The 25084-nt window shown below is 37.3% G+C and carries 17 protein-coding genes and 1 other RNA gene; 14 read left to right on the forward strand and 4 right to left on the reverse strand.

The window, feature by feature from the left end; all coding sequences use genetic code 11:
• Positions 1-110: 110 nt before the first annotated feature.
• The 8 genes from Q0X59_RS04045 (at position 111) to Q0X59_RS04080 (ending at position 9882) form a co-directional block, all read left to right on the forward strand.
• On the forward strand, positions 111-713 hold the full coding sequence (locus Q0X59_RS04045) for an arginine repressor (protein WP_075523390.1): 603 nt from the start codon (positions 111-113) through the stop codon (positions 711-713).
• Between the two features lie 86 nt (positions 714-799).
• Positions 800-2119 (forward strand): tyrosine--tRNA ligase, encoded by a 1320-nt coding sequence (gene tyrS / locus Q0X59_RS04050; protein WP_296157906.1) that lies wholly within the window; start codon positions 800-802, stop codon positions 2117-2119.
• A 173-nt stretch (positions 2120-2292) separates the two neighbouring features.
• On the forward strand, positions 2293-4074 hold the full coding sequence (locus Q0X59_RS04055) for a hypothetical protein (protein WP_297643344.1): 1782 nt from the start codon (positions 2293-2295) through the stop codon (positions 4072-4074).
• 94 nt (positions 4075-4168) lie between these two features.
• Positions 4169-5281, forward strand: coding sequence for an HAD-IIA family hydrolase (locus Q0X59_RS04060; protein WP_297643346.1), 1113 nt, complete (start codon positions 4169-4171; stop codon positions 5279-5281).
• The gene (locus Q0X59_RS04065; protein WP_297643348.1) at positions 5278-6183 is read left to right on the forward strand and encodes a TlyA family RNA methyltransferase; all 906 of its coding nucleotides are present in this window, start codon (positions 5278-5280) and stop codon (positions 6181-6183) included. Before Q0X59_RS04060 ends, Q0X59_RS04065 begins: the two co-directional genes overlap by 4 nt.
• Positions 6184-6274: 91 nt before the next feature.
• A complete protein-coding gene (locus Q0X59_RS04070) occupies positions 6275-7204 on the forward strand; it encodes an NAD kinase (protein WP_075523387.1) in 930 nt (309 codons plus the stop codon).
• Entirely contained in the window at positions 7189-8994 is a 1806-nt protein-coding gene (recN, locus tag Q0X59_RS04075) for a DNA repair protein RecN (RefSeq protein ID WP_297643351.1), read from the forward strand. Before Q0X59_RS04070 ends, recN begins: the two co-directional genes overlap by 16 nt.
• A gap of 204 nt (positions 8995-9198) precedes the next feature.
• Entirely contained in the window at positions 9199-9882 is a 684-nt protein-coding gene (locus Q0X59_RS04080; RefSeq protein ID WP_075523385.1) for an HAD family phosphatase, read from the forward strand.
• An 8-nt stretch (positions 9883-9890) separates the two neighbouring features.
• Here Q0X59_RS04080 and rnpB read toward each other — a convergent pair.
• Positions 9891-10262: RNase P RNA component class A (gene rnpB / locus Q0X59_RS04085), an RNA gene on the reverse strand.
• A 223-nt stretch (positions 10263-10485) separates the two neighbouring features.
• Between rnpB and raiA the strand changes: the two genes are divergently transcribed.
• Together raiA and secA are read left to right on the forward strand one after the other, a co-directional pair.
• On the forward strand, positions 10486-11160 hold the full coding sequence (gene raiA / locus Q0X59_RS04090; RefSeq protein WP_075523384.1) for a ribosome-associated translation inhibitor RaiA: 675 nt from the start codon (positions 10486-10488) through the stop codon (positions 11158-11160).
• Positions 11161-11413: 253 nt separating this feature from the next.
• Positions 11414-14197, forward strand: coding sequence for a preprotein translocase subunit SecA (gene secA / locus Q0X59_RS04095; protein ID WP_075523383.1), 2784 nt, complete (start codon positions 11414-11416; stop codon positions 14195-14197).
• 231 nt (positions 14198-14428) lie between these two features.
• Here secA and Q0X59_RS04100 read toward each other — a convergent pair whose 3' ends face one another.
• Positions 14429-15004 (reverse strand): hypothetical protein, encoded by a 576-nt coding sequence (locus Q0X59_RS04100; RefSeq protein ID WP_075523382.1) that lies wholly within the window; start codon positions 15002-15004, stop codon positions 14429-14431.
• 81 nt (positions 15005-15085) lie between these two features.
• Between Q0X59_RS04100 and Q0X59_RS04105 the strand changes: the two genes are divergently transcribed.
• Positions 15086-15781, forward strand: a complete 696-nt coding sequence (locus Q0X59_RS04105; protein ID WP_075523463.1) for a lysophospholipid acyltransferase family protein — start codon at positions 15086-15088, stop codon at positions 15779-15781.
• Between the two features lie 128 nt (positions 15782-15909).
• On the opposite strand, the gene Q0X59_RS04110 is transcribed toward Q0X59_RS04105, so the two are convergent.
• Positions 15910-18357, reverse strand: a complete 2448-nt coding sequence (locus Q0X59_RS04110; RefSeq protein WP_297643356.1) for a Stk1 family PASTA domain-containing Ser/Thr kinase — start codon at positions 18355-18357, stop codon at positions 15910-15912.
• Between the two features lie 81 nt (positions 18358-18438).
• Positions 18439-19590 (reverse strand): polyprenyl synthetase family protein, encoded by a 1152-nt coding sequence (locus tag Q0X59_RS04115; protein WP_297643359.1) that lies wholly within the window; start codon positions 19588-19590, stop codon positions 18439-18441.
• A gap of 360 nt (positions 19591-19950) precedes the next feature.
• On the opposite strand from Q0X59_RS04115, the gene Q0X59_RS04120 reads away from it, so the two are divergent.
• The 3 genes from Q0X59_RS04120 (at position 19951) to Q0X59_RS04130 (ending at position 25077) form a co-directional block, all read left to right on the forward strand.
• Entirely contained in the window at positions 19951-20826 is an 876-nt protein-coding gene (locus Q0X59_RS04120) for a hypothetical protein (RefSeq protein WP_075523379.1), read from the forward strand.
• Positions 20827-20999: 173 nt separating this feature from the next.
• A complete protein-coding gene (locus Q0X59_RS04125; RefSeq protein WP_296156516.1) occupies positions 21000-22496 on the forward strand; it encodes an RNA polymerase sigma factor in 1497 nt (498 codons plus the stop codon).
• Positions 22497-22593: 97 nt separating this feature from the next.
• Positions 22594-25077, forward strand: coding sequence for a DNA topoisomerase IV subunit B (locus Q0X59_RS04130; protein ID WP_296156518.1), 2484 nt, complete (start codon positions 22594-22596; stop codon positions 25075-25077).
• The last annotated feature ends 7 nt before the right edge of the window (positions 25078-25084 follow it).

Raw genomic sequence — 25084 nt, forward strand, 5'->3', positions numbered from 1 at the left:
TGTTTTTGATTTATATAAAATTGTGTAAAAAATTAAATATTTATTAGTATTTTAATGTATATTAGATTGGAATAATCTGTAAAAAGGTATATAAAAGGTGCATAAATATTATGACTAAATCTAATAAAACGTTTAAGAATGTAAGCGTAAATGATTTTGATAGTTATGATTATGCAGATGACAATAATGGAGCAGAAGAATTTAATACTAGTAAATCAGTTGGAAAGCAACGCCCTGTTACTAAAGCTGCACGATTAAATGCAATTGAGCAAGCTATCTTAAGTGAGGTTATTACTTCACAATCTCAGCTTTCTAAGATTCTAGCTCGTCACGGTTTTTATGTTACTCAAGCTACTTTGAGTCGTGATTTAGACGAAATGAATGCTGTTAAAATACGTCTTACTGATGGTAGAATCGCATATGTTTTAGGTGATGGTACTGGAAACCGCCATGCTATGGATACTGTGCGTATTGATCAGCAAGTTGCGCGTGTGGTTTCAGGACTTATCACAGAAGTTGGTTTCGCAAATAATATTGTTGTAATTCATACTCCATCTGGAGCTGCACAGTATGTTGCTAGTGTTATTGATAAGCAACCATTAAAAGGTATTCTTGGCTCTGTTGCTGGAGATGATACTGTGATTATGGTTTGCGTATCTAATGAGGAAGCTGAAAAAAGAGCAAACTGGTTACTTTCTGTTGTTTCAAAATAGTGTCGTCATCTACTGACAAAATTGAAAGGCTTATAGCGCTTTAAGCGCCTGATATTTTCTGTAATTTTTGCAATAAGGAGATACGAATGGCTCAGGTCAGGAATTACAAAGAGGCTGGGTTTGCTTCTTTGTTTGAAGAGCTGAAATGGCGTGGATTGATTTCGCAATCTACTGACGAGAAGCAGCTTGCTCAAGCACTTGACGGAGAACCATTGACGTATTATTGCGGATATGATCCTACTGCTGCTTCTTTGCATATAGGTAATCTTGTTCAGCTTATTAATATGCGTCATTTGCAAGTTGCAGGACATCATCCTATTGCTTTAGTTGGTGGAGCTACCGGTTTGATTGGAGATCCTCGTCAAAGTGGAGAGCGCACGCTAAATTCTAAAGATATTGTTTCTGCTTGGGCTGATCGTTTACGTAAGCAAATTGGAAGAATTTTGCCACTTGATGGAGAAAATCCAGTGCGATTCGTAAGTAATTATGACTGGGTTTCAAAGATGTCTGCTATAGATTTCTTGCGTGATGTTGGTAAAAATTTCCGTGTTGGTACGATGCTTTCTAAAGATATTGTTGCTAGGCGTTTGAATTCTGATGAAGGTATTTCATTTGCTGAGTTTAGCTACCAAGTTTTGCAAGGAAATGACTTTTTGTACTTATTTGATAATTACAATGTTACTTTGCAACTTGGCGGTTCAGATCAGTGGGGTAATTTAACTTCCGGAATGGATTTGATTCGTAAAGTTCGTGGAGCATCTGTGCATGTGTTTACAAGCCCGATTATTACAGATAATCAAGGTCGTAAATTCGGCAAATCTGAAGGTAATGCCATGTGGCTTGACCCTACTATGCTTAGCCCTTATCGTTTCTATCAATTCTGGTTTAATCAGCCTGATGATGAAGTAGTGAAGCTTTTGAAGGCTTTTACATTCCTTCCAAAGAGTGAGATTGAGCGTCTAGAACAGCAAATACAGGAAGATCCTGGTAGTCGTGAAGCTCAAAGAGTTTTGGCTTGGGAAGTTACAAGTTTTGTGCATGGCGAGGATGTTACAAATCAGGCTATTTCTGCTTCAGCTGCTTTGTTTGGTAAAGGTGATTTAGCTAGTATTGATGAAGTTACTTTGTGCGCTGCAATAGATGGCGTTAAAGTTAAAAACGAAGATGGAAATTTGGATTTCGCTAAGTCTAGTGTAGGTAATCGTATTGTTGAAGCATCTGTTGCAGCAGGATTGTTCCGCACTGTTTCTGAAGCTCGCCGTGCTATTGCTTCTGGTGGCTTGTATTTGAATAACGAACGCGTGAATAGTGTTGATGACGTTTTAAGTGAGGATTCGTTCTTGCATAATCGATTTGCTTTACTTCGTAGAGGTAAGAAAGCTATTGGTGCTGTTGAGAGAATATGATTTGTTTTTAATGTAATCTTGAATTATTAGAATTATAAGCAAATTGTATAAGTATTTATTGCTAGATGTGCGAATATTTCTGTGTCTAGCATTTATTGGGTTTAATAAATAGTTGAATTATGCTTTTGCAATTATTAAGTTGCAATTAAGCGTTAGTGAGAGGTATGCCAATAATGGGCGAAGAACGTGGGTATTCTAGAAGCGGTGGCAAGTCGTTTAGTGGACGAGGAAAATTTGGTGATCATCGTAGCGGTGCCAAAAGTGGAAGCGCTGAGAGACATGGCGGTTTCCATAAAGATGGCTTCCATAAAGGCGGTTTCCACAAAGATGGCTTAAGACGCGATGGTTTCCACAAGGGTTCCTTTAATCGCGATGGCGAGCGCAATGATCGCAATGAGCGCCGTGATTTTGATAGCAATGATACTAGACGAGATGGTGCTAGAAAGTCTTTCAATAAGAGCGGTTTTAAGCGCGATGGTTTTAAGCGCGATGGTTTCCATAAGGGTTCCTTTAAGCGCGATGGCGAGCGCAATGATCGCCGTTTCAATCATCGTTTTGACAGCAATGATGAATCTAGATTTGAACGTTCTGATGCTTATCGTTCGCAAAATAACGGTTCGGTGAAAAGCGGTAACCCACGTTATAAGAAGTCTGATAATAATCGTTTTAATCGTTTTAATGGCAATGATGAACGTTATGATAATCGCAAGTCAAGTCGTGATGGTTTTAATAATGGCGATTTTCGTAAAGATGGAGTAAAGCGTAATGGTTTCCATAAAGATGGTTTCCATAAAGATGGTTTCCATAAAGATGGTTTTAAGAATCATGGTGAGCGCCGTTTAGAGAATCGTGATTCAAATCGTGCTTCTCATAGCGAAAATCGTTATAATCGCTATGATAAGCGCGTTGAAGATCGTAATTTTAATTATGAGAATGGTCCGCGCCGTAATTCTGATGGAACTATTTCGTATCCTTCGCAAAATCCATATACTGCGCGTCGTCCGGGCGAGCCTAAAATGCCTAAGGGTATGGAGTGGGCAATGCTTTCTAAGGAATCTCGTGAACGTTTGCGTGGACTTTCTAAAGAGCATGCAGAAAATATTGGTTTGCATATTCTTGCTGCTTATGCGTTGGAAGAGGAAGAGCCAAAGTTGGCTTTAGAGCATGCTAAATGGGCTGCTAAGCAAGCTTCTCGTATTGATTTTTCTCGAGAAACGTTAGCTTTTATTGCTTATCGTCAGGGTGATTATAAGTTAGCTGCTAGAGAATTTCGTACAGCAATGCGTATGAATGGTTATCTTGATTATTTGCCTTTTATTGCTGATTGCGAGCGCGGAATTGGTAATCTTGATAAAGCATTAGAAATATGCATGTCTGATGAAGCTAAATCTGTTGTTGGAGAAGTAAAAGCTGAATTATTCTTAGTTTATGCTGGAGTTTTAGCTGATACTAATCATATTGATAAAGCTATTGAGCTTGTTCATGTTATGGGACGTTCAAAGGGTTTGCCTGGAGAGTATCGCATGCGTGCTATTCAAGCTGAACAATACTTCTTAGAAGAAGCTGGAAGAAGTGATGAAGCTCTTGAATTAGAAGGATTGTTAGATCGCTTAGAAGAGCAATATGCGGATATTGAAGATGATGAAGTTAATCCGGAAGATATTGTGATTGACTATGATTTGGAACATTTCAATGAGTCTTTGTTAGAAGATATTGGAGTTAGTAAAGATGATGCAAAATTTGCTCCTGAAGACTCTGAAGATTCTTATGACTCTTATGATTCTGAAGACTCTGAAGATTCAGATGATTCTGAAAGCTTAGATGATTCTAGTTTTGAGGAATCTAAATCTGATTCTCTAGCAGAATCTGAAAATTCTGAAAAAGATAATAATAAATTAAGTAGTTCAGATAATGTTGAAACTACTTCAAATGGAACTGTTGATTCTAACGAATAACATTCAAAACTAATTTTCGTGCCCGGCTGCTTTGTGTTGACAATAGTGAGTCGGGCAATTGTTAATTTGCGATTAAATTATGCGAGGAAGTCTTATGCAACTTAATAAACGAACAAATTTATTGTCAAGTGAACGATTTTTAAGTGAATCCTTTAATTTAGCATTACTTGATTTAGATGGTGTTGTTTATAGAGGTGGAAATGCTGTTGCAAATGCTTGTGAGGCTATTGCTGGTGCGCAAAATCGCGGTATGTTTATTGAATATACAACTAATAATTCTTCTCGTTTTCCTACTGTTGTTGCAAAGCAATTGGAAAGTTTTGGACTAAAAGTAGAGCCATGGCAGATTATTACATCCTCAGTCGTTGCTGCTCGAATGGTTGCGCGTAACGTAGATCCTGGTGCAAAAGTTCTTGTCTTGGGTGCAGAACATTTGCTGCAAGAGGTGAAAAAAGTAGGACTTGAACCAGTATTTTCATGCGAAGATTCTCCGCAAGCTGTAATTCAAGGCTGGTATCCTCAAATGACGTGGCTTGAAATGGCTGAAGTTTCATTCGCTATTGAGCATGGTGCGAAATATTTTGTTACAAATCGTGATTTAACAATTCCTCGTGAGCTTGGAATTGCTCCAGGGTGCGGTTCTATGATTCAAGCTGTAATTAACGCTACTGGAGTTGAACCAATTGCATCTGCAGGTAAACCAGAGTCTGCAATGTATGATGAAGCAAGATTGCTTGTTGCTGCAAATGCAAATAGTAATGATTTAGCATCTTGTCAGGATTCTTGCGATTATACAGAAAAAGATGAGTGCGCTAATCCTGTTATAAGCATAGATAATTCTCTTGCTGTTGGAGATCGTTTAGATACAGATATTGAAGCTGGTACTAGAGGTGGATATAAGTCGTTGCTTGTTCTTACAGGTGTTACGAATCATAAAATGTTAATGCTTGCTCCAGAATATTTGCGTCCTAGCTTTGTGTCTGATGATTTAAGAGGTTTAAACGAATCTCATGAAGCGCCAAAACGTATTGACGAAAATACTTTTGTTTGTGCTAATGCTAGAGCGAAACTTGTTGATAATCGTTTAATTGAAGTAAGTGATTCTAGTGATTGCAATGCTTTGCGTGCTGCTTGCGCTTTGACGTGGAGTTTGAAAGATAGTGGAGAAAATCTAGATGATTATATTCTTCCGGAGTTTTGTTTATGAGCGCGAGTAAAGATTTTATAAATTTTACTAAAGTTGAATCTAATTTTCGCGAAAGTGGTTCTGGCTTTGAGTCTTCTGAATTTGATTCGTGTTCTCGTGCTATCTTTCAAACGTCCGGTTCTCGCGCGAGTAGTTATGATTTTTTTGAGCGTTTAGATTGTGCGCTAGTAAATCGAGGTTTAGCTGAAAGCAGGACAATTGCTCAGCGTTTAATACGTTCTGGAATTGTTAATGTAAATAATCGAAATATTAAAAAACCATCATTTTTAGTAAAAACTGACGAAAAAATAAGTTTTAATGAGTCTAAAAATGTAGATTCTTGTCTTAAATATGTTTCTAGAGGAGCTCTTAAATTAGAAGGAGCATTTTCGTTATTTGAAAATCTTGGTCTTGAAATCAATTCATCAACTAAAGCTTTAGATATTGGTGCTTCAACTGGTGGTTTTTGTGATGTTTTATTACAAAGAGGAGTTGAATCTGTTATAGCTTTAGATGTTGGGCATGGACAGTTGCATCAAAAAATCGCATCTAATCCAAAAGTGATTGAAATGAGTGGAGTAAATATTCGAGATGTTTATGAAGAAGATCTTCCGTATAAGCCTAATTTGATTGTTTCGGATGTTTCTTTTATTTCTCTTACTTTAGTTATTCCAGTAATTGCTCGTGTTGCTGATTTGAAAACAAACGTTGTTCTGTTAGTTAAGCCGCAATTCGAAGTAGGTAAAGGTAATCTTGGCAAAGGTGGGATTGTAACAGATGAAAATCTTCGAATTAAAGCGTTAGAAACAGTTATAGATTGTGCTAAAAATAATGGTTTTCAAGTTGTATCTACTCATGAATCTCCTATAGAAGGTACGCATGGCAATATTGAGTATCTTCTTTATGCGCGTGTTAATTATTGAATAAAGTTTTTAATTAGTTTTGCACAATGTGTTATGTAACAATTACAATAGTTGTTGTTATGTTATGAACAGTGTGATGGGGGGCTGTGCAATGCCGGAACAATTCATAGGAGATGTTGCTTCGGGTTCTCGCCGTGCGCTAGTTGTTACTCATGCGAGATTAGATAAACACAGCGCTGTTGTTATGCAAGTTACTAGAAGACTTGTTGATGCAGGATTCAATGTTGATGTATTTAATAGTGCTTCGCTTTCAGATTTTGCTCAAAAGCCTTGCTGCATAGTTGATGAAAATACTGAAATTGTTGTTGTTCTTGGTGGAGATGGCACTATGCTCCAAGCTGCTGAGTTAGTGCATTGTACTCCAGTTCCAATTATCGGTATAAATCTAGGGCATGTTGGATTTTTAGCTGAATTTGAAAGTTTTCAAATTGATGAAGCTATTCATAGAATTGCTAAAAAAGATTATTTTTTGGAACATAGAATGGAAGCGCATGTAGATGTATGGCTTCCTGGAGAAAGTGAACCATTATGTGATTGGGCGCTTAACGATATTACGCTTGATAGATCTGACAGGGGTCGTATGGTTGAGCTTTCAATTCGTGTTGACGATGTAGAAATGTCTTCTTTTGGTTGTGACGGAGTAATAGTTTCAACTCCTACAGGTTCTACAGCATATGCTTTTTCTGCAGGAGGTCCAATTATGTGGCCAAATGTTGAAGCTTTACAATTAGTTCCTTTAGCTGCTCACGCGCTTTTCGCTAGGCCTCTTGTTATTGGTTCAGGCTCTACTTTTACAATTGACATTCTTGACAATTCATCTTCAGGTGGTTGGATTTGCTGTGATGGTAGACGTCAAAGAGCTCTTCCGAAAGGTTCTAGGATTCAGATTCGTCAATCTAAAGATGAACTATTTTTAGCTCGTCTTTCAGGCGTGTCTTTTACTCAAAGATTAGTTACTAAGTTCGATTTGCCAGTTGTTGGTTGGCGTGAAAATAGAGGTATCGCATGCTCGAAGAATTAGAGATTCGTAATTTAGGACCAATTTCTCACGCATTGTTCACTCCTTCTCATTCTATGACTGCTATTACTGGAGAAACTGGAGCTGGTAAATCAATGTTATTAAGTGCTATTTCATTGATTTCTGGTGGGAAAGCGCAATTGTCGAGAATAGCAGCAAATGCTGATGAATCATGGGTGCAGGGCGTATTTTGTACATATAAAGATAGTTCTTTAGCGAATTTATTACAATCGTCTGGAATTTATTTAGAAGAATCAGATACAAATAATTCAAAATTAGATATTTATGTATCTCGTAGTGTTCCTAAGAATGGAAGATCTAGAGCAACAGTTTCTGGTAAAGGTGTTCCTAAAACTTTATTAAGTCAAATTTCTTCTTATGCAATTACAATTCATGGTCAAAGTGATCAATTGCGAATTGCGTCTAAAGCAAATCAGCGTGATTTTCTTGATATTATTGCAAACGATAGTGCAGAATTAAAAGAATATTATAATGCTTTTCAGGATTGGAAAAGTGCGAAAGAATCATATAATCGCATTATAAATCAAGAATCTTCAGTTCGTCAGCGCGCTGATTATTTGAGAGAGTCATTAGAAAAAATAGATAATATTGATCCTAAACCTAATGAAGATATAGATCTTATTGAAAAAAGGAATCGCATAGAAAATGCTGCTCAAATTATTAGGGGAGTAAGTGATGCAGTTTCATCTATAGATGCTAGTCAAATTGATTATTCTTCTGATTCTGTTGATATTTTGCATCTTATAGATAATGCTATTAAAGCACTTAGATCTATTCGCGTTGAAGGCTTATACGATGATATTGCGAATCAGTTAGATGATATTTCTGCGCAACTTTCAGATATTGTTATGCAATTAACGCAGCAATTAGATATTGATGAGAGTCAAGAAGATTTAGATTCTATCAATGCTCGTATTCATGATTTGAATGAGCTTACTAGAAGATGGGGTCCTAAAATCGAGGATGTTCTTGAGTGGTCTAAAAAAGCTAGATATGAATTAGAAGATTTAGATGATTCTCCAGAGGCAATAAAACGTGCTAAAGAATTATGCAATGAGAAATATTGTGATGCTTTGCGTTTAGCTAAAATATTAACTGAAAAGCGTGTTGATGCTGCAAGAAAACTTAGTGATGATGTTACTGAAGAACTTAAATCTTTAGCTATGCAAGATGCGCTCCTCATTGTGAAAGTTATTGAAAATGAAAAAGATGGCTCTGGTGATATTCGTTTAGATAGTCATGGTGCAGATAGTATTGAGTTTTTATTTAAGCCATTTCCAGCATCTTCAGATTTACCTATTGCTAGTAGTGCTTCAGGTGGAGAATTAAGCAGATTGATGTTAGCTATGGAGCTCGTTGCTGCTCGTTGTAGGCGTAATGATAATCACGAGATGACTTTTATTTTTGATGAAGTCGATGCAGGTGTTGGAGGTGTTGCTGCTCTTGAGCTTGGAAAACGATTGGCTCAGCTTGCTAAGAGTTGTCAAGTTATTGTAGTAACTCATTTAGCTCAAGTTGCTTCTTTTGCTGATACTCAATATGTTGTACGAAAGACTATAGAGCACAAAGAGAATAGTTTGAATCAAAATGATTCTGCTGCTGCTTCTGATTCTGATTCTGATTCTGATTCTTCTACGCTTTTAGCAGATACTACTATAACTAAATTGGGGTATGAAGATCGTGTTCTAGAAATTGCTCGAATGCTTTCAGGAAGTGATTCTAAAGCTTCTTTGCAACACGCTAGAGAATTGCTGGAAAATAGTAAAATTTAATAATTTTTTGCTTTCATATTTGTTTATGTTTGTGATTTAGATTATGAATTAAGTCATATTAGATTTTAGATTTTGCTATAAGTGATTTGCTATAAATTATTTGCGAGGAGTGATTTGCGTTTCGAGATTCGAGGTTCGTATCGCTGAATTTGCATTTCGAGATTCGAGATTCGTATTGTGGGATTTTTATGTAGGGATTTTTATATGAGCGAAAATATTTTATTTGATAATTCTAATTGCGCTGCAATTTTTGATTTTGATGGTACTTTACTTGATTCATTAAATGTGTGGGACGATATAGATAATGAGAGTTTTGCAAAACGTGGAGTAGCTGTTCCAGAAGATTTTGCAAATTCTACAGCTACATTCACTCCAAGGCAGGTTGCTGATTACGTTATAGAGCATTTTGGCTTTACGGATTCTCCTGAAGATTTAATGAAAGAGTGGCAAGATATGGCTGCTGATGCGTATGCAAATCGTTTAGAGTTGAGAAAAGGCGCGAAAGATTATGTTATTTATTTACGTAAAAGTCGTGCAAAATTAGTTCTTTTAACTTCTCTTTCTAAAACGTTGTGTGAGCTTTCATTGAAACATACTGGATTGCGTGAATATTTCGATTTTATTATTTTTGGAGAAGATTTAGAAAAAACTGGGAAAAATAGAGCGCAAACCTATATAGATTTAGCGAATAAAATTGGTGTTTTACCTAATAATTGTACTGTTTTTGAAGATTCTGATGTAGCATTAAGCTCTGCGAAGAAAGCAGGTATGAAAATTTGCAAAATTTTTGATTGCGTGCCAGCAAAAAGCTTAAAGAATAATGCATTTGATGGCTGCTGTACAGGTTTTTCTGATTTTTCGCTTGCGCCAAAAAATCTTAAAGAATAATCAATGTTGAGGTGAGGTTTCACATACCCCGGGTTTTGTCGCGTGAAAATTACACGCGGATGACCATCCATCTCGATTTGACGTTACCGCCAAACTCTAGCAGTCTACCCGAAGACTTGAGCGAGCAGCTCTTAACGTCTTCTGCTTGACCTTGCTCCCAATGAGGCTTGCCATGCGGCTAACTGTTACCAGAAGCCCGGTGGTCTCTTACACCGCCGTTTCACCCTTACCTAAACGAAACATTTAGGCGGTCTGTTCTCTGCTGCGCTATCTCTCAGGTCGCCCTGGGCGGACGTTATCCGCCATTGTGCTCTTTGGAGCCCGGAAGTTCCTCAGTCGCTCCGAATGAACATTGCGACCGCGGTCATCGTGAAACCTCAACCTTCCTAAGTATAGCAGAGTTAATTCGTATAGTAAAAAAAGTTAATTTTATAGCCAGATTTCCTTGTAAATGACGCATTTTTAACATATTTTTTGTGCAATTTTTAACACTCGCTAGGCTCTTGCGAATAAAAACTGTATAATGGGTTACATCGATAGCATCGAGGCTGTCGATTTGCATACAAGTCGAGTTTAAAGCTCGTGTTAGTTTAGGAGGTTCGCATGGAAATCGTCATAACCGGACGTCATACACAGATTAAGCCAAAGTTCCGTGACGTTGTGGAAAGCAAGATGAGTCGTGTGACCGCCATTGCTCCGGATGCGCAGCGAGTACAAATCGTTGTTTCGCATGAGGGTAATCCACGGCAAGCAGATACAGCAAAACGAGTAGAGATTACAGTTGTTGCTGGAAGTACAGTTATTCGTGCTGAGGCAGCGAGTACTGATCAATACAGTGCTTTGGATATGGCGCTTGATAAGTTGACGTTACGTTTACGCCGTACTCGTGATCGCCGTAAGGATCATCGTCGTGGATACACTCAAATGGCTCCAGTTGATTTAGGTGTAGTTACTCCATCTGTTGAAGATGAATTAGATGAAGAATCAGAAATCGAAGAGAACGATAACAATAGCGCTGATGCTGCTGTTGCATCTGATCTTGGTCCTGGTGAATCTGTTGAAGTGAGTGTAGGAAATACTCCTATTGTGATTCGCCGTAAGCTTCATATTGCTGAACCTATGAGTATCGATGAAGCTTTGTATGAAATGGAGCTTATAGGTCACGATTTCTTCCTGTTTGTTAATAAGGAAACCATGCGTCCATCGGTTGTATACCGTAGACATGGTTGGAGTTATGGAGTATTTGAGATTGATACTCCTGAGAATGTTAATAAGTGATAAAAGACGAGATTTTAAAATAAAAATCGCGATTTAAAAGAATTGCGGCAAATGGATATGAACAATATGCCCACTAGGTGTAAACTTAGTGGGCATTACATATTATTAAGTGGGAATCGTCGTTTATTCGTGCGAATGAGTCTTTAAATAACGCGCTTGAGTTTTTAAAAATCCCAGCTGTCGCGTAATATAGGCTCAGTTTCGTCTATGCTGGCTAAGGCGTCTGCATAGACACGACCTAAGGGAGTGAAACGTGGTAGATATCGTCGACAAAGCCTTGCGCATGGGTGAAGGCCGTCAGTTGAAGCGCCTTGAGAATGTGGCGAAGGCTGTGAATGCGTTGGAAGAAAATATTTCTGCGCTTTCAGATGAAGAATTGAAGGGGCAAACTGCCAAGTTTAAGCAGCGTGTAGACAATGGTGAATCGCTGGATGAACTTATGCCTGAAGCTTTCGCTACAGTGCGAGAAGTTTCTAAACGTACCCTTGGTCAACGCCATTTTGACGTGCAGCTTATGGGTGGAGCTGCATTGCATTGGGGAAATATTGCAGAAATGAAAACTGGTGAAGGTAAGACTTTGGTCGCTACTTTACCAAGCTATTTGAACGCTTTAGAAGGTAAAGGCGTACACGTTGTTACAGTCAACGATTATCTTGCTAGTTATCAAAGTGAGTTAATGGGACGTATTTACAGATTCCTTGGTATGAGTGTTGGATGTATTATTACAGATCAGCAGCCTCCTGAGCGCCGTAAGCAATATAATGCTGACATTACTTATGGAACTAATAATGAGTTTGGTTTCGATTATTTGCGTGACAACATGGCTTGGGAAAAGAGTGAGCTTGTTCAGCGTGGTCATCATTATGCAATCGTTGATGAGGTTGATTCTATTCTCATAGATGAAGCTCGTACTCCTTTGATTATTTCAGGTCCTGCTGAAGGAGATGTAACTCGTTGGTATCGCGAGTTTGCAAAACTTGTTTTGAAGTTGGATCGTGACAAAGATTACGAGATTGATGAAAAGAAGAAGACTGCTGGTATTCTCGATTCAGGCATTGAAAAGATTGAAGATTATCTAGGAATTGATAATCTTTATGAGCCAAGTAATACAGCACTTGTTGGTTACTTGAATAATGCTTTGAAAGCTAAAGAATTGTTCCTTCGCGATCGTGATTATGTTGTAACGAATGGTGAAGTTTTAATTGTTGATGAACATACTGGTCGTGTTCTTCCAGGACGTAGATATAGCGAAGGCTTGCATCAAGCTATTGAAGCTAAAGAAGATGTGGAAGTTAAGGCAGAAAATCAGACTTTTGCAACAATTACTTTGCAAAATTACTTCCGTATGTACGATAAACTTGCAGGTATGACTGGTACTGCAGAAACTGAAGCTGCAGAATTTATGGGTACATACAAGTTAGGCGTGTTGCCAATTCCTTCTAATCGTCCTGTAATTCGTATGGATAAAGATGATTTGATCTTCCGCACTAAGAAAGAAAAGCTTGCTGCTATTGTTCGTGACGTTGCAATTCGTCACTCTAAAGGTCAGCCTGTTCTTCTTGGTACAGCATCAGTAGAATCATCTGAAATAGTTTCTTCTTTGCTTGATGTTGCTCGTATTCCTCATCAGGTTTTGAACGCTAAGCAAAACGCTAAAGAAGCTGCTGTTGTTGCTGTTGCAGGTCGTAAAGGTGCTGTAACAGTTGCTACTAATATGGCAGGCCGTGGTACTGATATTATGCTCGGCGGTAATGTTGAGTTCCTTGCTGATGCAAAGTTGAAAGCTGAAGGATATTCCCCAGACGATACTCCTGATGAGTATGAGAAGCGTTGGCCTGGTGTTTTGGCAGAAGTTAAAGAACAAGTTAAGGATGAGCACGAAGAAGTTAAGAAACTTGGTGGCTTGTATGTTCTTGGCACTGAACGCCATGAATCTCGCCGTATTGATAATCAGCTTAGAGGCCGTTCTGGTCGTCAGGGCGATCCAGGAGAGTCACGTTTCTACTTGAGCTTGGAAGATGACTTGATGCGTTTGTTTAACACTCAGCTTGTTGCTCGTGTTATGGCAAAAGGATTGCCAGAAGGTGAGCCAATCGAGTCTAAGTATGTGTCTAACGGCGTTCGTACAGCACAAAAGTCTGTTGAAGCTCGTAACTTTGAAATGCGCAAGAACGTTTTGAAGTATGACGATGTTATGAATAAGCAGCGTACTGTTATTTATTCTGAGCGTCAAATGGTTCTCAAGGGTGAAGATATTCATAGTGATATCTTGAAGTTCATTTCAGATACTGTTGAAAGCTATGTTCGTGGTGCTAATAATGGATCTGATAAGCCAGAAAATTGGGACTATGATGGTTTGCAATCAGCTCTTGAAATGGTTATGCCTGTGGAGCTTGATTGGGATGATGTTTGCGGTAGTATCTCTAAGCTTAAAGGCGAGAAGGCTGTTATAGCTTTGCGTGATATTATCGTTGATTGCGCTGAGGAAGCTTATGGCAAGTTAGAAGATCGTCTAGGTGAAGAAGGTCTTCGTCAGCTTGAGCGTAGAGTAGTGTTATCTGTGCTTGATCAGAAGTGGCGTGAACATCTTTATGAGATGGATTATCTTAAAGATGGCATCGGTCTTCGCGGTATGGGTCAGAGAGATCCACTGGTTGAATATCAGCGTGAAGGGTATCAGATGTACAATTCCATGATTGAAGCCATTAAGGAAGAATCTATCCAATTGCTATTCCATATTGACATTGATCAGATTGCATCTAGTGATTACGATGACGATTCTGAAATTGATGACGATATTGCTGATGTTTCTTCTGAAGTTGAAGCAGAAGATCAAGCTGTTGGAGTTGTTGGACCTGCACCTTTGAGCCATGCTGAAGGCGAAGTTCCATCCAGCATGCGTCCAAAAGCTGAAGAGTGGAAGACTCCATGGTCTGATGGACGTACCTTCCCTGGAACTAACAAGAATGATGAATGCCCATGTGGTTCTGGACGAAAGTACAAGTTATGCCATGGTCAGAATGAAGTAGAAGAATAATATTACATTTGTTATACTTCGTTTGATAATTCAAAATTTAATAAAATAAAATGAAATGTGGAGATTAGCTTTATTGCTTTTCTCCACATTTTTGTTTGTTTATCTATCTGTTTGTTTGTTTATCTATTTATCTGTTTGTTTATCTATCTGTTTGTTTATTTATTTATTTATATCTATCTATATCTGTATCTGTTTATCTACCAATAAATAATTTTGAGTTCGTTTTATCTATTAGACTCGTGCTCCATTTCCATAATCGCTATAATCATTGTTATCGTGTCTATCTTTACGAATCATCAATAATCCAACTCCTGCAATGATTATAAAAACTATGCTTATTGTTGCTGCAATAGAAGCGATGATTGGAATAAAAGCACTTGTTATAATTCCAGCAATTCCTACGAGTAATACGAGCCATAATATGACTACGCTTTTACGAATATTTTTGAAATGCGGATTTGGCGCAACGAAGTCATCTGAATATTCTTCCATTGTATCGTCAACGTCAAGCCAGCTTGAACGTATATTATCTCTAGGTCCGTGAGATAAAAATATTTCTCTTTCAATTCTTAAATTTCTTATCGCATTTTTTCTCGCCTCTTCCTCCTTCCTTTTAATATTGCGTTTATCTTCTCGCTTTGCGTGCTTTTCAAATTCTTTTGCGCTTTTAGATTTCTCTATGTCGTTAAAATCTTGTGAATGTTCCGATATAAAACTAGACCAGTCATCTTGAAAATCATTTGAATTATTATTGCTGTTTTTGTTATTTTCAAGGTGAGGGGAGTTGGTATTCTTAGATGATGTCATGAGTTATACTGTATCAAGTCTGCTTGATAGCGTACGTATAAGAGATTAAATATTATGCGTTATGCTAAGAAAGGATTTCGCATGCTTTATTGGTTTTTTGTAAAAGGGTTGGGATTTATAGCTCGTATGAGGATTCATCCGAGTGTAAAAGGCGTTGAAAATATTCCAAAGAAAGGTGGCGCTATTATTGCAGCTAACCATCTTGCTGTTATCGATGATGCCTTATTACCTTTAACTTGTCCTAGAATGATACATTTTATGGGCAAAGCAGAATACTTTGAAGGCAAAGGCTTGAAAGGTCGTTTTAAGAAGTGGTGGTTTACTTCTGTTGGAGTGTTTCCTGTTGATCGTTCAGGTGGAGCTCGTTCTGAAAGTGCATTAAAACATGCGCGCGCTATACTCGAAAAAGGTCAGCTTTTTGGTATTCACGTGGAAGGCACTAGAAGCCCTGATGGACGTTTATATAAAGGTCATACTGGAGCTGCTCGTCTTGCGTTAGAAACAGGATGTCCTATCATTCCTGTCGCTATTATTGGAACTAGGCAATTGCAACCTAAAGGTACTGTTATACCTTTATCTGGAAAGACTCAAGCAATTTATGGTGAGCCAATTCATGTTGAGCGTGTGACAAGTGATGAAGAAATTACGCGTGAACGCTTGCGTGAAATTACTGACGCTATTACTCGTTCTATTGCATCTATGAGCGGTCAAGAATATGTTGACGAATATGCTCAAACTGTTAAACAGCGTATGAATGAAGAAAAGAAGTGCAACTAATCAGCGCATTCTATTAGTTTACTTGTTATTGTTAATAACAAACCTATGTGATTTGTATAAGATGTAACTCCAACATATTACAAAACACTGAAACAACAGCGAAAAGCAGTAAAAATAATAGCGTATGCTCATACTACTGTAAGTGTAATAACAGTTGCATTGCCGCTATTATCTTTTAGACGTACTTCTTTGCCAGGGCTAGTAGATTGAAGACGAACAACATGCGTAAAATCTCCAAGAGGAGCTGAAATCTTCACTTGTAATCCTAAATCTTCCAAAATCTTACGAGCTTCATCTTTATTTTTCCCTCGTACGTCAGGCATGATTACAGTTTGAGGTCCTTTTGAAATAACAATTGAAACAGAATCGCCCCAATGGAGTTTTTCTCCTTTAGGCTTAGACGCACTTATAACGTTTCCTTTGCTAACAGTATCGCTATATTCTTCGCTATATGTTGCATTCAGTTTTAAGTCATTTAATAACTGTTGAGCATTATCTTTACTTTTGTTTACTATATCTGGCATTTCAACTGGCATAGGGCCTTTAGAAAGTATCACTGTTACAGGTTTATTGTGATCTGTTGTTGTTCCAGCTTGTGGTGAAACGTCAATAATCTCACCTTTTGGAACATCCAAAGAATACATATCGAGAATATCCCTATGAATAATATTTGTGAATCCAGCTTTACGTAATATTTCTATAGGTTTATTAGACTTAGAAGAAAGTATGTCAATAGGAATAGTTGCTTGTTTAATGCCGCGAGAAACAATGATTTTCGCGTATTCGTGATTGTGTTTATTTATATGACTTCCTACGAGATCAGGTGTTGTTGATATTACGTTTCCTGAATCAATGTCATCGCTGTATTCTAATTCAACTTTGTAAGGTATTCCAGCGACTTTAAGAGTACGCTCATAATTTTCCCACTTGATATCAGCTATTTTGCACGTTTTTGTTCTGGAACAAGATAAGTCATCTGGTTTTGGCAAAGTCCAATAACTATTTGGTCCATAGAAATACCAAATTATTGCGCATGCTACTATAAATATTGAAGCTAAAATTGTAATAGCAATAAATATTACTTTTTTACGAGATGTTTTGCCTTGTGTTTCTTTCGTTTTAGAAGAGTTGCTGTATATTTTAGATTTTTCTAATGCAATAGTTGGAAGATTACTATCATTAAAATCTTCTAATGGATCATTATTATAGTTGTAATCTACATCACTAGTTTTTGCGCTACGCCAAGGCATTGCTTGAGTGATATTATTGGTTGAACTATTTTTCGCTTGTGTATTATCTTTGCTAATTAAATTATTTTCGGATTCTGCAATATCGTAGCTTTTATCTTGATTAAGTTCATTATGTTCATTAAGTTCATTAGATTTTTTAGATGGTGGTAATGGAATATCGTCATCGTTTACGCTTCTAATATCATTATCAAGAAAATCTGGTAAGTTAATAATATTTTCAGATTCGCTAGTTTCGTTTGCGCTGTCTTTAGCGGTTTTTTCGTTTAATTCGCTAGTTTCTTCGCTATTAGACGGATTTTCTATAGTATTTTGATGCGTATAACTAGTATCTTCTTCATTTGCATCTTCAACTTCGTTTTCATTAGAAATCTTTAGATTATCTAATTTGCGGCTATTTATAAGCATAGTTGAATCATCTAATACATCTTCGCTTTGAATTTCAGATTCTTTAAAACGGTATGACCAATCTTTTGATGTAAGCTCTTTACTTATAGTTCGTAATTCAGCTAACGCTTCAGAAGCATTATCAGGTCTTAAATTCATATCTCGAGATGTAAGTTTTTCTAAGAATTTTGCAACTTTAATATTTATTCCAGTACAAACTGTTGTAATAGAAGGAGTATCTTCGTGGACATGCTTAAAAACTAGCGTAACAGGGTTATCTGCTGTAAAAGGCACTTTTCCTGCTAACATTTCCCATGCCATAGTTCCTGCTGAATATAAATCGCCTTGTGGTGTTGCAAGATTTTTTTCAATCATCTCTGGTGCCAAGTAAGCAGCTGTTCCTAAAAGCAATCCAGTAGAAGATAATGTTGCTTGAGAAATAGCCCTAGCTAATCCAAAATCTGTGATTTGAACATTTCCGCGATCGTTTATAAGTATGTTTTCTGGTTTAATATCTCTGTGTACAACACCGGCAATATGAGCTGAAGCTAATCCATCAAGAGTTTGCGCAAGTAAACGAAGAGTATCTTTTACGCTAAAAGTTCCGTGCATATTCATTTCATAGCGCAAATTAACGCCATGAACATATTCCATAACTAAATAGTCAAGTCCTTCAAATTCGCCTGTGTCATAGACTTGTACAATATGAGGGTTAGCAATCTGTGCTGCGGACGTAGCTTCTCTGCGGAATCTGGCTATAAATTGCTCTCTGTGCACGCCTTGAGCTAATTGTGTATGCATTATTTTAATCGCAACAGGTCTGCCAAGTCGTTCGTCTTGTGCTTGATACACTGTGGCCATGCCGCCTTCAGCTATTTTTCGCACTATGCGATATCTGTTTTCAATACGCATACCTTTTTGTACTTGTTTCGCGTCACTCATTGTTGCAAATCCTTATATGCGAATCATACTTCACTATTTACGAGTGTACAGGCATGTAGGTAGAGAATTAAAGTTTTAGTATTATATTCTCCACTGTTCTGGAATAAAACGTTCAATAATTGATTGCATAATATTTTTAGCTTCTTCGCTTAATTCGCTATTTTGAAGAGCTTGTTGAGATTGTTCCCAAAGATCCTTAATGCGTTTCTTTGATTTTTCGATTGCTCCGCTTTTATAGAAAATATCTATAATTCTCTTCACATCTCCGCTGCTTCTATGCTTTTTAGTGTATGCTTTCTTCAAATAAGCTTTATCTTTTTCATTGCTATTTTGAAGTGCGTCTGCAAGAAGAGTTGCACGTTTTCCTTCTCGTATATCTCCTCCAACTGGTTTACCAGTATGTTTAGGATCTGAAACTACGTCTAATAAATCATCTGCTAATTGGAATGCGATTCCTAAAGGTTCTCCAATTGAATAAGCTAGATCGTTTGCGAGTTTAGGGTCTAATCCTGCAGAAAGGAAACCTAATTTTATAGGAGATATCGTTGTGTAACTAGCAGTCTTCCATTTAAATACGTTAAGAGAAGATTGTGCAAGAAGTTCAGTATTATCTAAGTCCATCATTTCAATAGATATATCTAGTACTTGCCCTACGCACACGCTTCGTTGAGTATCTGAAAATGTTAGAAGAAGTTCTTGAGTATTTTTAAGATTTTTTGCGCAATTGCCAGCTATGTTAAAGCTTTCTGCTGCTAACAAATCGCCTAACATAATTCCTAAGCCAGTGCCTATACGTAAATTGTTATAGACTTTAGAAAATGCGCAATATGCACTTGGTATGCCTCGTCTTAAAGAGGATTCGTCAATAATATCATCGTGTATTAAAGCTGCTGTTTGAAAAACTTCAATAGCACAAGCTAAGTCAATCATTGATGCGCGATTGAAATTTTCTTTTGAACTTTCGCTAGAACTTTCGCTAGAACTTTCGCTAGAACTTTCGCTAGAACCTTTATTAGAGGAAATCGTTGAATTTGCTGCATCATATGATAATAGCGACAATAATGCTCTTAAGCGTTTGCCGCCTTTGCTAGAAGTTAAAGCTTGATTTACTACTGTTTCCATAGTGTCTTTGCATGAGGAATGTAGATTTTGGCATGCAGGCATTTCAAATTGTTCTGATGTGAGTGTGCAAATACGTTGTTCTATTTGTTTAAGTTCCGCATCAATATCCATAGTATGAAGTTATACACATTGTTTCGACATTATTCCAGTCGAGAATGTATTTCTGTGTGTCTGTTTTATTGGTTGATTTAGCGTAGAGCTTGTTAGTTGTAAATAGTATGCGTTCAAGTGAAACTGTATGTGTGTAAACGAGATTGTATTCACGAGATTGTATTCACGAGATTGTATTCACGAGATTGTATGCGCGAACCTCTATGCGCACAAGTTTTATGAACTTCTGAATGAACTTCTGACCACAATCGCAATTTTTTATTGCTACATTGAAAATTTCTTGAGAAACTTCTTTTACAAAACTTAATAATAAATGAATTATTGAGTTGATTTAGTTGATTATTAAATATTGGGGGAGTTATGGGGATTTTGGCTGTAGACGATATTGATACAATTGGGAAAATTGACTTATTAAGTGATCATCCTATAAAAGAGAATATTATTGATGATTCTTTATCTCGATTATTTGATTTGTCTTATATATCTAAAAATCATGATGAAGATTCTAATTGGATTGAATCTATACGATCAAAAGTAGGTAGTTGTATAGAAAAATACAATAGTTTTGCTAATAGATTCAATAAAAGTATTGCAAATAAAGTATATGCGAATCAAGCTTTGCACAGATGGTACAATACTTTTTCTTACAAAAGTAACTATGAAACTAAATATTATGAATCTATTGAATCCATTGAATCAATTAACAAATGTGATGGCGAAAAAACGAGTTTGAATAATGGATTATTAGGAGTTGATTTTATAAATTTAGCTTTGGCTATGAATAGTAATATAAATGTTCGTGATGCAATGCTAATCGCTATTTTAGATTGTTATCACGAATGGTATGACTATGATAGTTTATGCGCTGTAGCTTTTGAACCTCATACAAAAAGTGTTTCTGAATATCTTCATAAGTGTTTGGAAGATAAATTTATTAGATATACTCACAAGCCCGATATGCTTATGGTTTCAAATGTTATTGATACTTTAACTGCAATGGCTTATATTATGCGAGATGCGCGAGAGTTTACAACTCATATTTATGCATTGATTGCTTATTTAAGTTGGTGGTTTAGATTCGGTAATGTAGAGTATTACACTAATCTTGCTTTAAGCGTATGTTCAGATTGTTCTATGGCAAGAATTGTTCAATCTGCATATAGGAATGGCGTAGAGGCACCGTGGTTAAAAGAATACGATAAAGATAAAGGTTTGTGTTTGACTAGTCGTATATAAAGTCTGATTGAAAATTGGGAGCGTGTTGTTATTAGCTAATTATTTTGCATTTTATTTGTGTTTTAGTTTGTCTTTGCAATGTGATTAACTTACAAGACGCAAAAATTTGACCTTGCTATATCTATGCCTATATGCAATTATTAGTGCAGTAAGGGTTCTATCAGGAGGAATAGTTGACGAGTGAAGAATTAGAAATTGATGAACTTGCTAGTGAAGAAAGTAAGTCAACAAAAGCTCGTAGAACTAATGGTACTCGTAAAAGTAGTGCTCGTTCGTCTTCAAAAAAACTTGCATCTTCGCGCTCGCAAAAGAAATCTGATGAGTCTTATGATGAAAGTGACAATGATGAATTTATGAAATCTGAAAATGATATAGATGAATCAGATTCATTAGATTCCTCTGAGAGCAATCTTGATGATGTTGATTCAATTGACGATGTTGATGAGCATGATTTAGATATGCATTTAGATGATCTTGACGATCTTCACCACGATGATATTGATGATCTTCATCATGATGATCTTGATGATGTTGATTCAATTGACGATGTTGATGGTCTTGATGTTGATGATGTGGATCAAGATTTTGATGAAGATTCAGATATTGATGATGTAGAAGAATCTGATGAAAATACAAAATCCGAAGAGCCTGTAGTTCCTCAAGCTAAAGGTGCTTTTGTTGTTAGCGATGATGACGATGACGACACATTAACTTCTACTCCTGGAAATCCAAAGCGTCGAGTTATTGCGACTGGTGCTACTGCTGATCCTGTTAAAGATTATTTGAAACAAATTGGTCGCGTTAGCTTGTTAAATGCTGAACAAGAAGTTGATCTTTCAGAGCGCATTGAAGCTGGATTATATGCTCAGCATTTACTTGATACTCAAATTGATCAAATGGAGTTTAAGCGTAAGCGTGAATTAAAATGGGCTGCTGCTGATGGTAAAAAAGCTAAAGATCATCTTTTGGAAGCAAACTTACGATTAGTTGTTTCTCTTGCTAAGCGTTATACAGGTAGAGGCATGCTTTTTCTTGATTTGATTCAGGAAGGCAATCTTGGCTTAATTAGAGCAGTTGAAAAATTCGATTGGAAAAAGGGCTTTAAGTTTTCTACTTATGCTACATGGTGGATTCGTCAGGCAATTACGCGTGCAATGGCTGATCAGGCTCGAACTATTCGAGTTCCAGTGCATATGGTTGAAGTGATTAACAAACTTTCGCGTGTTCAACGTCAAATGCTTCAAGATTTAGGTCGCGAGCCTACGCCTGATGAGCTAGCTAGAGAGCTTGATATGCCTGTAGAAAAGGTACAAGAAGTGCAAAAGTATGGACGTGAGCCTATATCTTTGCATACTCCTTTGGGTGAAGATGGTGATTCTGAATTCGGTGATTTAATTGAAGACACTGATGCTATTGCTCCATCTGATGCTGTTGCATTCTCACTTTTGCAAGAACAATTCAGACAAGTTCTTGAAACGCTATCTCCTCGCGAAGCTGGCGTTATTAAGATGCGTTATGGTTTGGAAGATGGACAGCCTAAGACTTTGGATGATATTGGGCGTGTTTATGGTGTAACTCGTGAGCGTATTCGTCAAATTGAATCTAAGACTATGGCTAAGTTGCGCCATCCTTCTCGTTCTCAAACATTGCGTGATTTCTTGGATCAGTGATTATAAAATAATGCATATTGAAGTGTCGTATTTTTGCATTTAAGCAAGAGTGCGACACTTATTGCTTGACTGAATAGTTTTATTACAAGGGGTAGAAGTGGTATCTCGTAAAGAGCAAGAGCAATATGATGCTGACAGTTTAACTGTGCTTGAAGGTTTGGATGCTGTTCGTAAGCGTCCAGGTATGTATATTGGTACTACTGACAGTCAAGGTTTAATGCATTGCCTTTGGGAGATTATTGATAACGCTGTCGATGAAGCTTTAGCTGGAGCTTGCAATCATATTGTTGTAACTTTACATTCTGATGGGTCTGTTGAAGTTGCAGATAATGGTCGTGGTATTCCGGTTGATGTTGAACCTAAAACAAAATTAACAGGTGTAGAAGTTGTTTTAACTAAACTTCATGCCGGTGCTAAATTTGGAAATTCTTCGTATAATGCTGCAGGTGGTTTGCATGGTGTTGGATCTTCTGTTGTTAATGCATTGAGTTCTCGTTTAGATGTAGAAGTTGATCGCGATGGCAAAACACATCACATGTCTTTTCATCAAGGTCATCCTGGAGTTTATAGTGACGCTGATCCTGAGCATCCATCTCCATCTTCTCCTTTTAAACGTACTCGTAAGAATCGTCCTACAGAGCTTGAAATTATCGGTACTGTTTCTCCTAAAACTACTGGCACTAGAGTTCGCTATTGGGCAGATCCTGAGATTTTTAATTCAACAGCTCGCTTTAGCTATGAACAGCTGATTGCACGTGTTAGACAAACAAGTTTTTTGGTTCCAGGATTACGCATAACTGTTATAGATGAAAATGTTCCTGAAGGTGAGTTTAGTGATATTCAAGAGATTGATGAGCTTAACTTAGATAATTCTCAGGAACAAGTAGATGAGTTTTCTACATCATCTAATAAATCAGAGGATTCACACAGCGAGTTTACAGAAACTGAGAGTTATGAAGACAGCCAGAATTTAGATAACTCAAACGATCTAAAAGATTATGATGATTTAGATAATGAGTATGAATCTGAAGAATTACATGATTCTGACGATGACGATTCTGACGATTCTGAAACTTTGACTAAGCTTGATGATTCTGATTCTGATTCTGATTCTGATTCTGATTCTTTAGATTCTTCTGAAGCACAAGCAGTTACAAATGCTGAATCATATAAATCCATTCAAAGCAATCATCATCCTAGAATAATTGAATTCTTACATAATGGTGGCGTTAAAGATTTCGTTGATTTTCTATCTCACGGTCAATCAGTTTCGGATATTTGGCGTATTTCTGGTGAAGATACGTACTTGGAAGAAACACAAGCTGTTGACGAGTCTGGTGAATTGCATGCTCAGCAGGTAACGCGCAAGTGTGGTGTTGACATTGCAATGCGTTGGGTAAATGGATATGATTCAACGATTATAAGTTTTGTCAATGTTGTTGAAACTCCAGGTGGAGGTTCTCACGTAGACGGATTCTTGCAAGGATTAACTAAGCAAATTCGTAAAGCTGTTGAAGATAACGCGCGCAAGCTAAAAGTAAATCTTAAAGATTCGAATACGAAAATTGAACGAGATGATATTACAGCAGGATTGGTTGCTGTTATAACTGTTCGTATTGCTGAGCCTCAATTCCAAGGTCAAACTAAAGATGTTCTTGGAACTGCTCAAGTTAAGCCAATCGTTACTAAAATGACTGACTCTCAATTTGGGGAGATGATTACTGGTTCTAAGCGAGGATTTAAAGAGCAATCTGCTAGAGTGCTTGAGAAAATCGTTTCAGAAATGCATGCAAGAATTCAAGCGCGTAAAACAAAGGAAGTTACTCGTAGAAAGAACGCACTTGAATCAGCTTCTATGCCTCCAAAACTTTCAGATTGTCAACCTGGAAATGACGATGTTGCTGAGCTTTTTATTGTTGAGGGTGACTCTGCTCTTGGTACTGCAAAAGCTGCTAGAAATTCTGCTTTCCAAGCATTATTGCCAATTCGCGGTAAGATTTTGAATGTTCAAAAAGCAAGTCTTTCGCAAATGCTTTCTAATAAAGAGTGCGCTGCAATTATTCAAGTTGTTGGAGCAGGATCAGGCGCAAGTTTTGATATTTCACAAGCTCGTTATAACAAGATTGTTATGATGACTGATGCTGATGTTGACGGTGCTCACATACGTATTTTGCTTTTAACGTTGTTCTATCGTTATATGCGTCCGCTTATTGAGCACGGGCACGTTTATGCTGCTGTTCCTCCGCTTCATAGGATTGCGCTCGCAGGAAAGCACAAAGGTGAGTATATTTACACTTATTCAGACGATGAGCTAGCTGGAAAGCTTGATGATTTGCAAGCTAAGGGCATTGATTTTAACAGCGATATTCAGCGTTATAAGGGCTTGGGTGAGATGGATGCAGATCAGCTTGCAGACACCACTATGGATCCTAGAACTCGCATGCTTCGAAGGATTCGTATGGAGGATGCTCAGCAAGCGAGTGAAGTATTTGATCTTTTAATGGGCGATGACGTTCCTCCGCGTAAACAGTTTATTGTTGATAACGCAGACGATTTCGATCGCTCTAAAATTGATACATGATTTTCTG

Source organism: uncultured Gardnerella sp., assembly GCF_947280595.1.
GTDB classification, from domain to species: Bacteria; Actinomycetota; Actinomycetes; order Actinomycetales; family Bifidobacteriaceae; genus Bifidobacterium; species Bifidobacterium vaginale_A.

Excerpts from the sequence above, each read along its gene's own strand:
- Q0X59_RS04045 (WP_075523390.1), top strand. The coding sequence starts at position 111 with ATGACTAAATCTAATAAAACGTTTAAGAATGTAAGCGTAAATGATTTT.
- tyrS (WP_296157906.1), top strand. The coding sequence starts at position 800 with ATGGCTCAGGTCAGGAATTACAAAGAGGCTGGGTTTGCTTCTTTGTTT.
- Q0X59_RS04055 (WP_297643344.1), top strand. The coding sequence starts at position 2,293 with ATGGGCGAAGAACGTGGGTATTCTAGAAGCGGTGGCAAGTCGTTTAGT.
- Q0X59_RS04060 (WP_297643346.1), top strand. The coding sequence starts at position 4,169 with ATGCAACTTAATAAACGAACAAATTTATTGTCAAGTGAACGATTTTTA.
- Q0X59_RS04065 (WP_297643348.1), top strand. The coding sequence starts at position 5,278 with ATGAGCGCGAGTAAAGATTTTATAAATTTTACTAAAGTTGAATCTAAT.
- Q0X59_RS04070 (WP_075523387.1), top strand. The coding sequence starts at position 6,275 with ATGCCGGAACAATTCATAGGAGATGTTGCTTCGGGTTCTCGCCGTGCG.
- recN (WP_297643351.1), top strand. The coding sequence starts at position 7,189 with ATGCTCGAAGAATTAGAGATTCGTAATTTAGGACCAATTTCTCACGCA.
- Q0X59_RS04080 (WP_075523385.1), top strand. The coding sequence starts at position 9,199 with ATGAGCGAAAATATTTTATTTGATAATTCTAATTGCGCTGCAATTTTT.
- raiA (WP_075523384.1), top strand. The coding sequence starts at position 10,486 with ATGGAAATCGTCATAACCGGACGTCATACACAGATTAAGCCAAAGTTC.
- Q0X59_RS04100 (WP_075523382.1), bottom strand. The coding sequence starts at position 15,004 with ATGACATCATCTAAGAATACCAACTCCCCTCACCTTGAAAATAACAAA.
- Q0X59_RS04105 (WP_075523463.1), top strand. The coding sequence starts at position 15,086 with ATGCTTTATTGGTTTTTTGTAAAAGGGTTGGGATTTATAGCTCGTATG.
- Q0X59_RS04110 (WP_297643356.1), bottom strand. The coding sequence starts at position 18,357 with ATGAGTGACGCGAAACAAGTACAAAAAGGTATGCGTATTGAAAACAGA.
- Q0X59_RS04115 (WP_297643359.1), bottom strand. The coding sequence starts at position 19,590 with ATGGATATTGATGCGGAACTTAAACAAATAGAACAACGTATTTGCACA.
- Q0X59_RS04120 (WP_075523379.1), top strand. The coding sequence starts at position 19,951 with ATGGGGATTTTGGCTGTAGACGATATTGATACAATTGGGAAAATTGAC.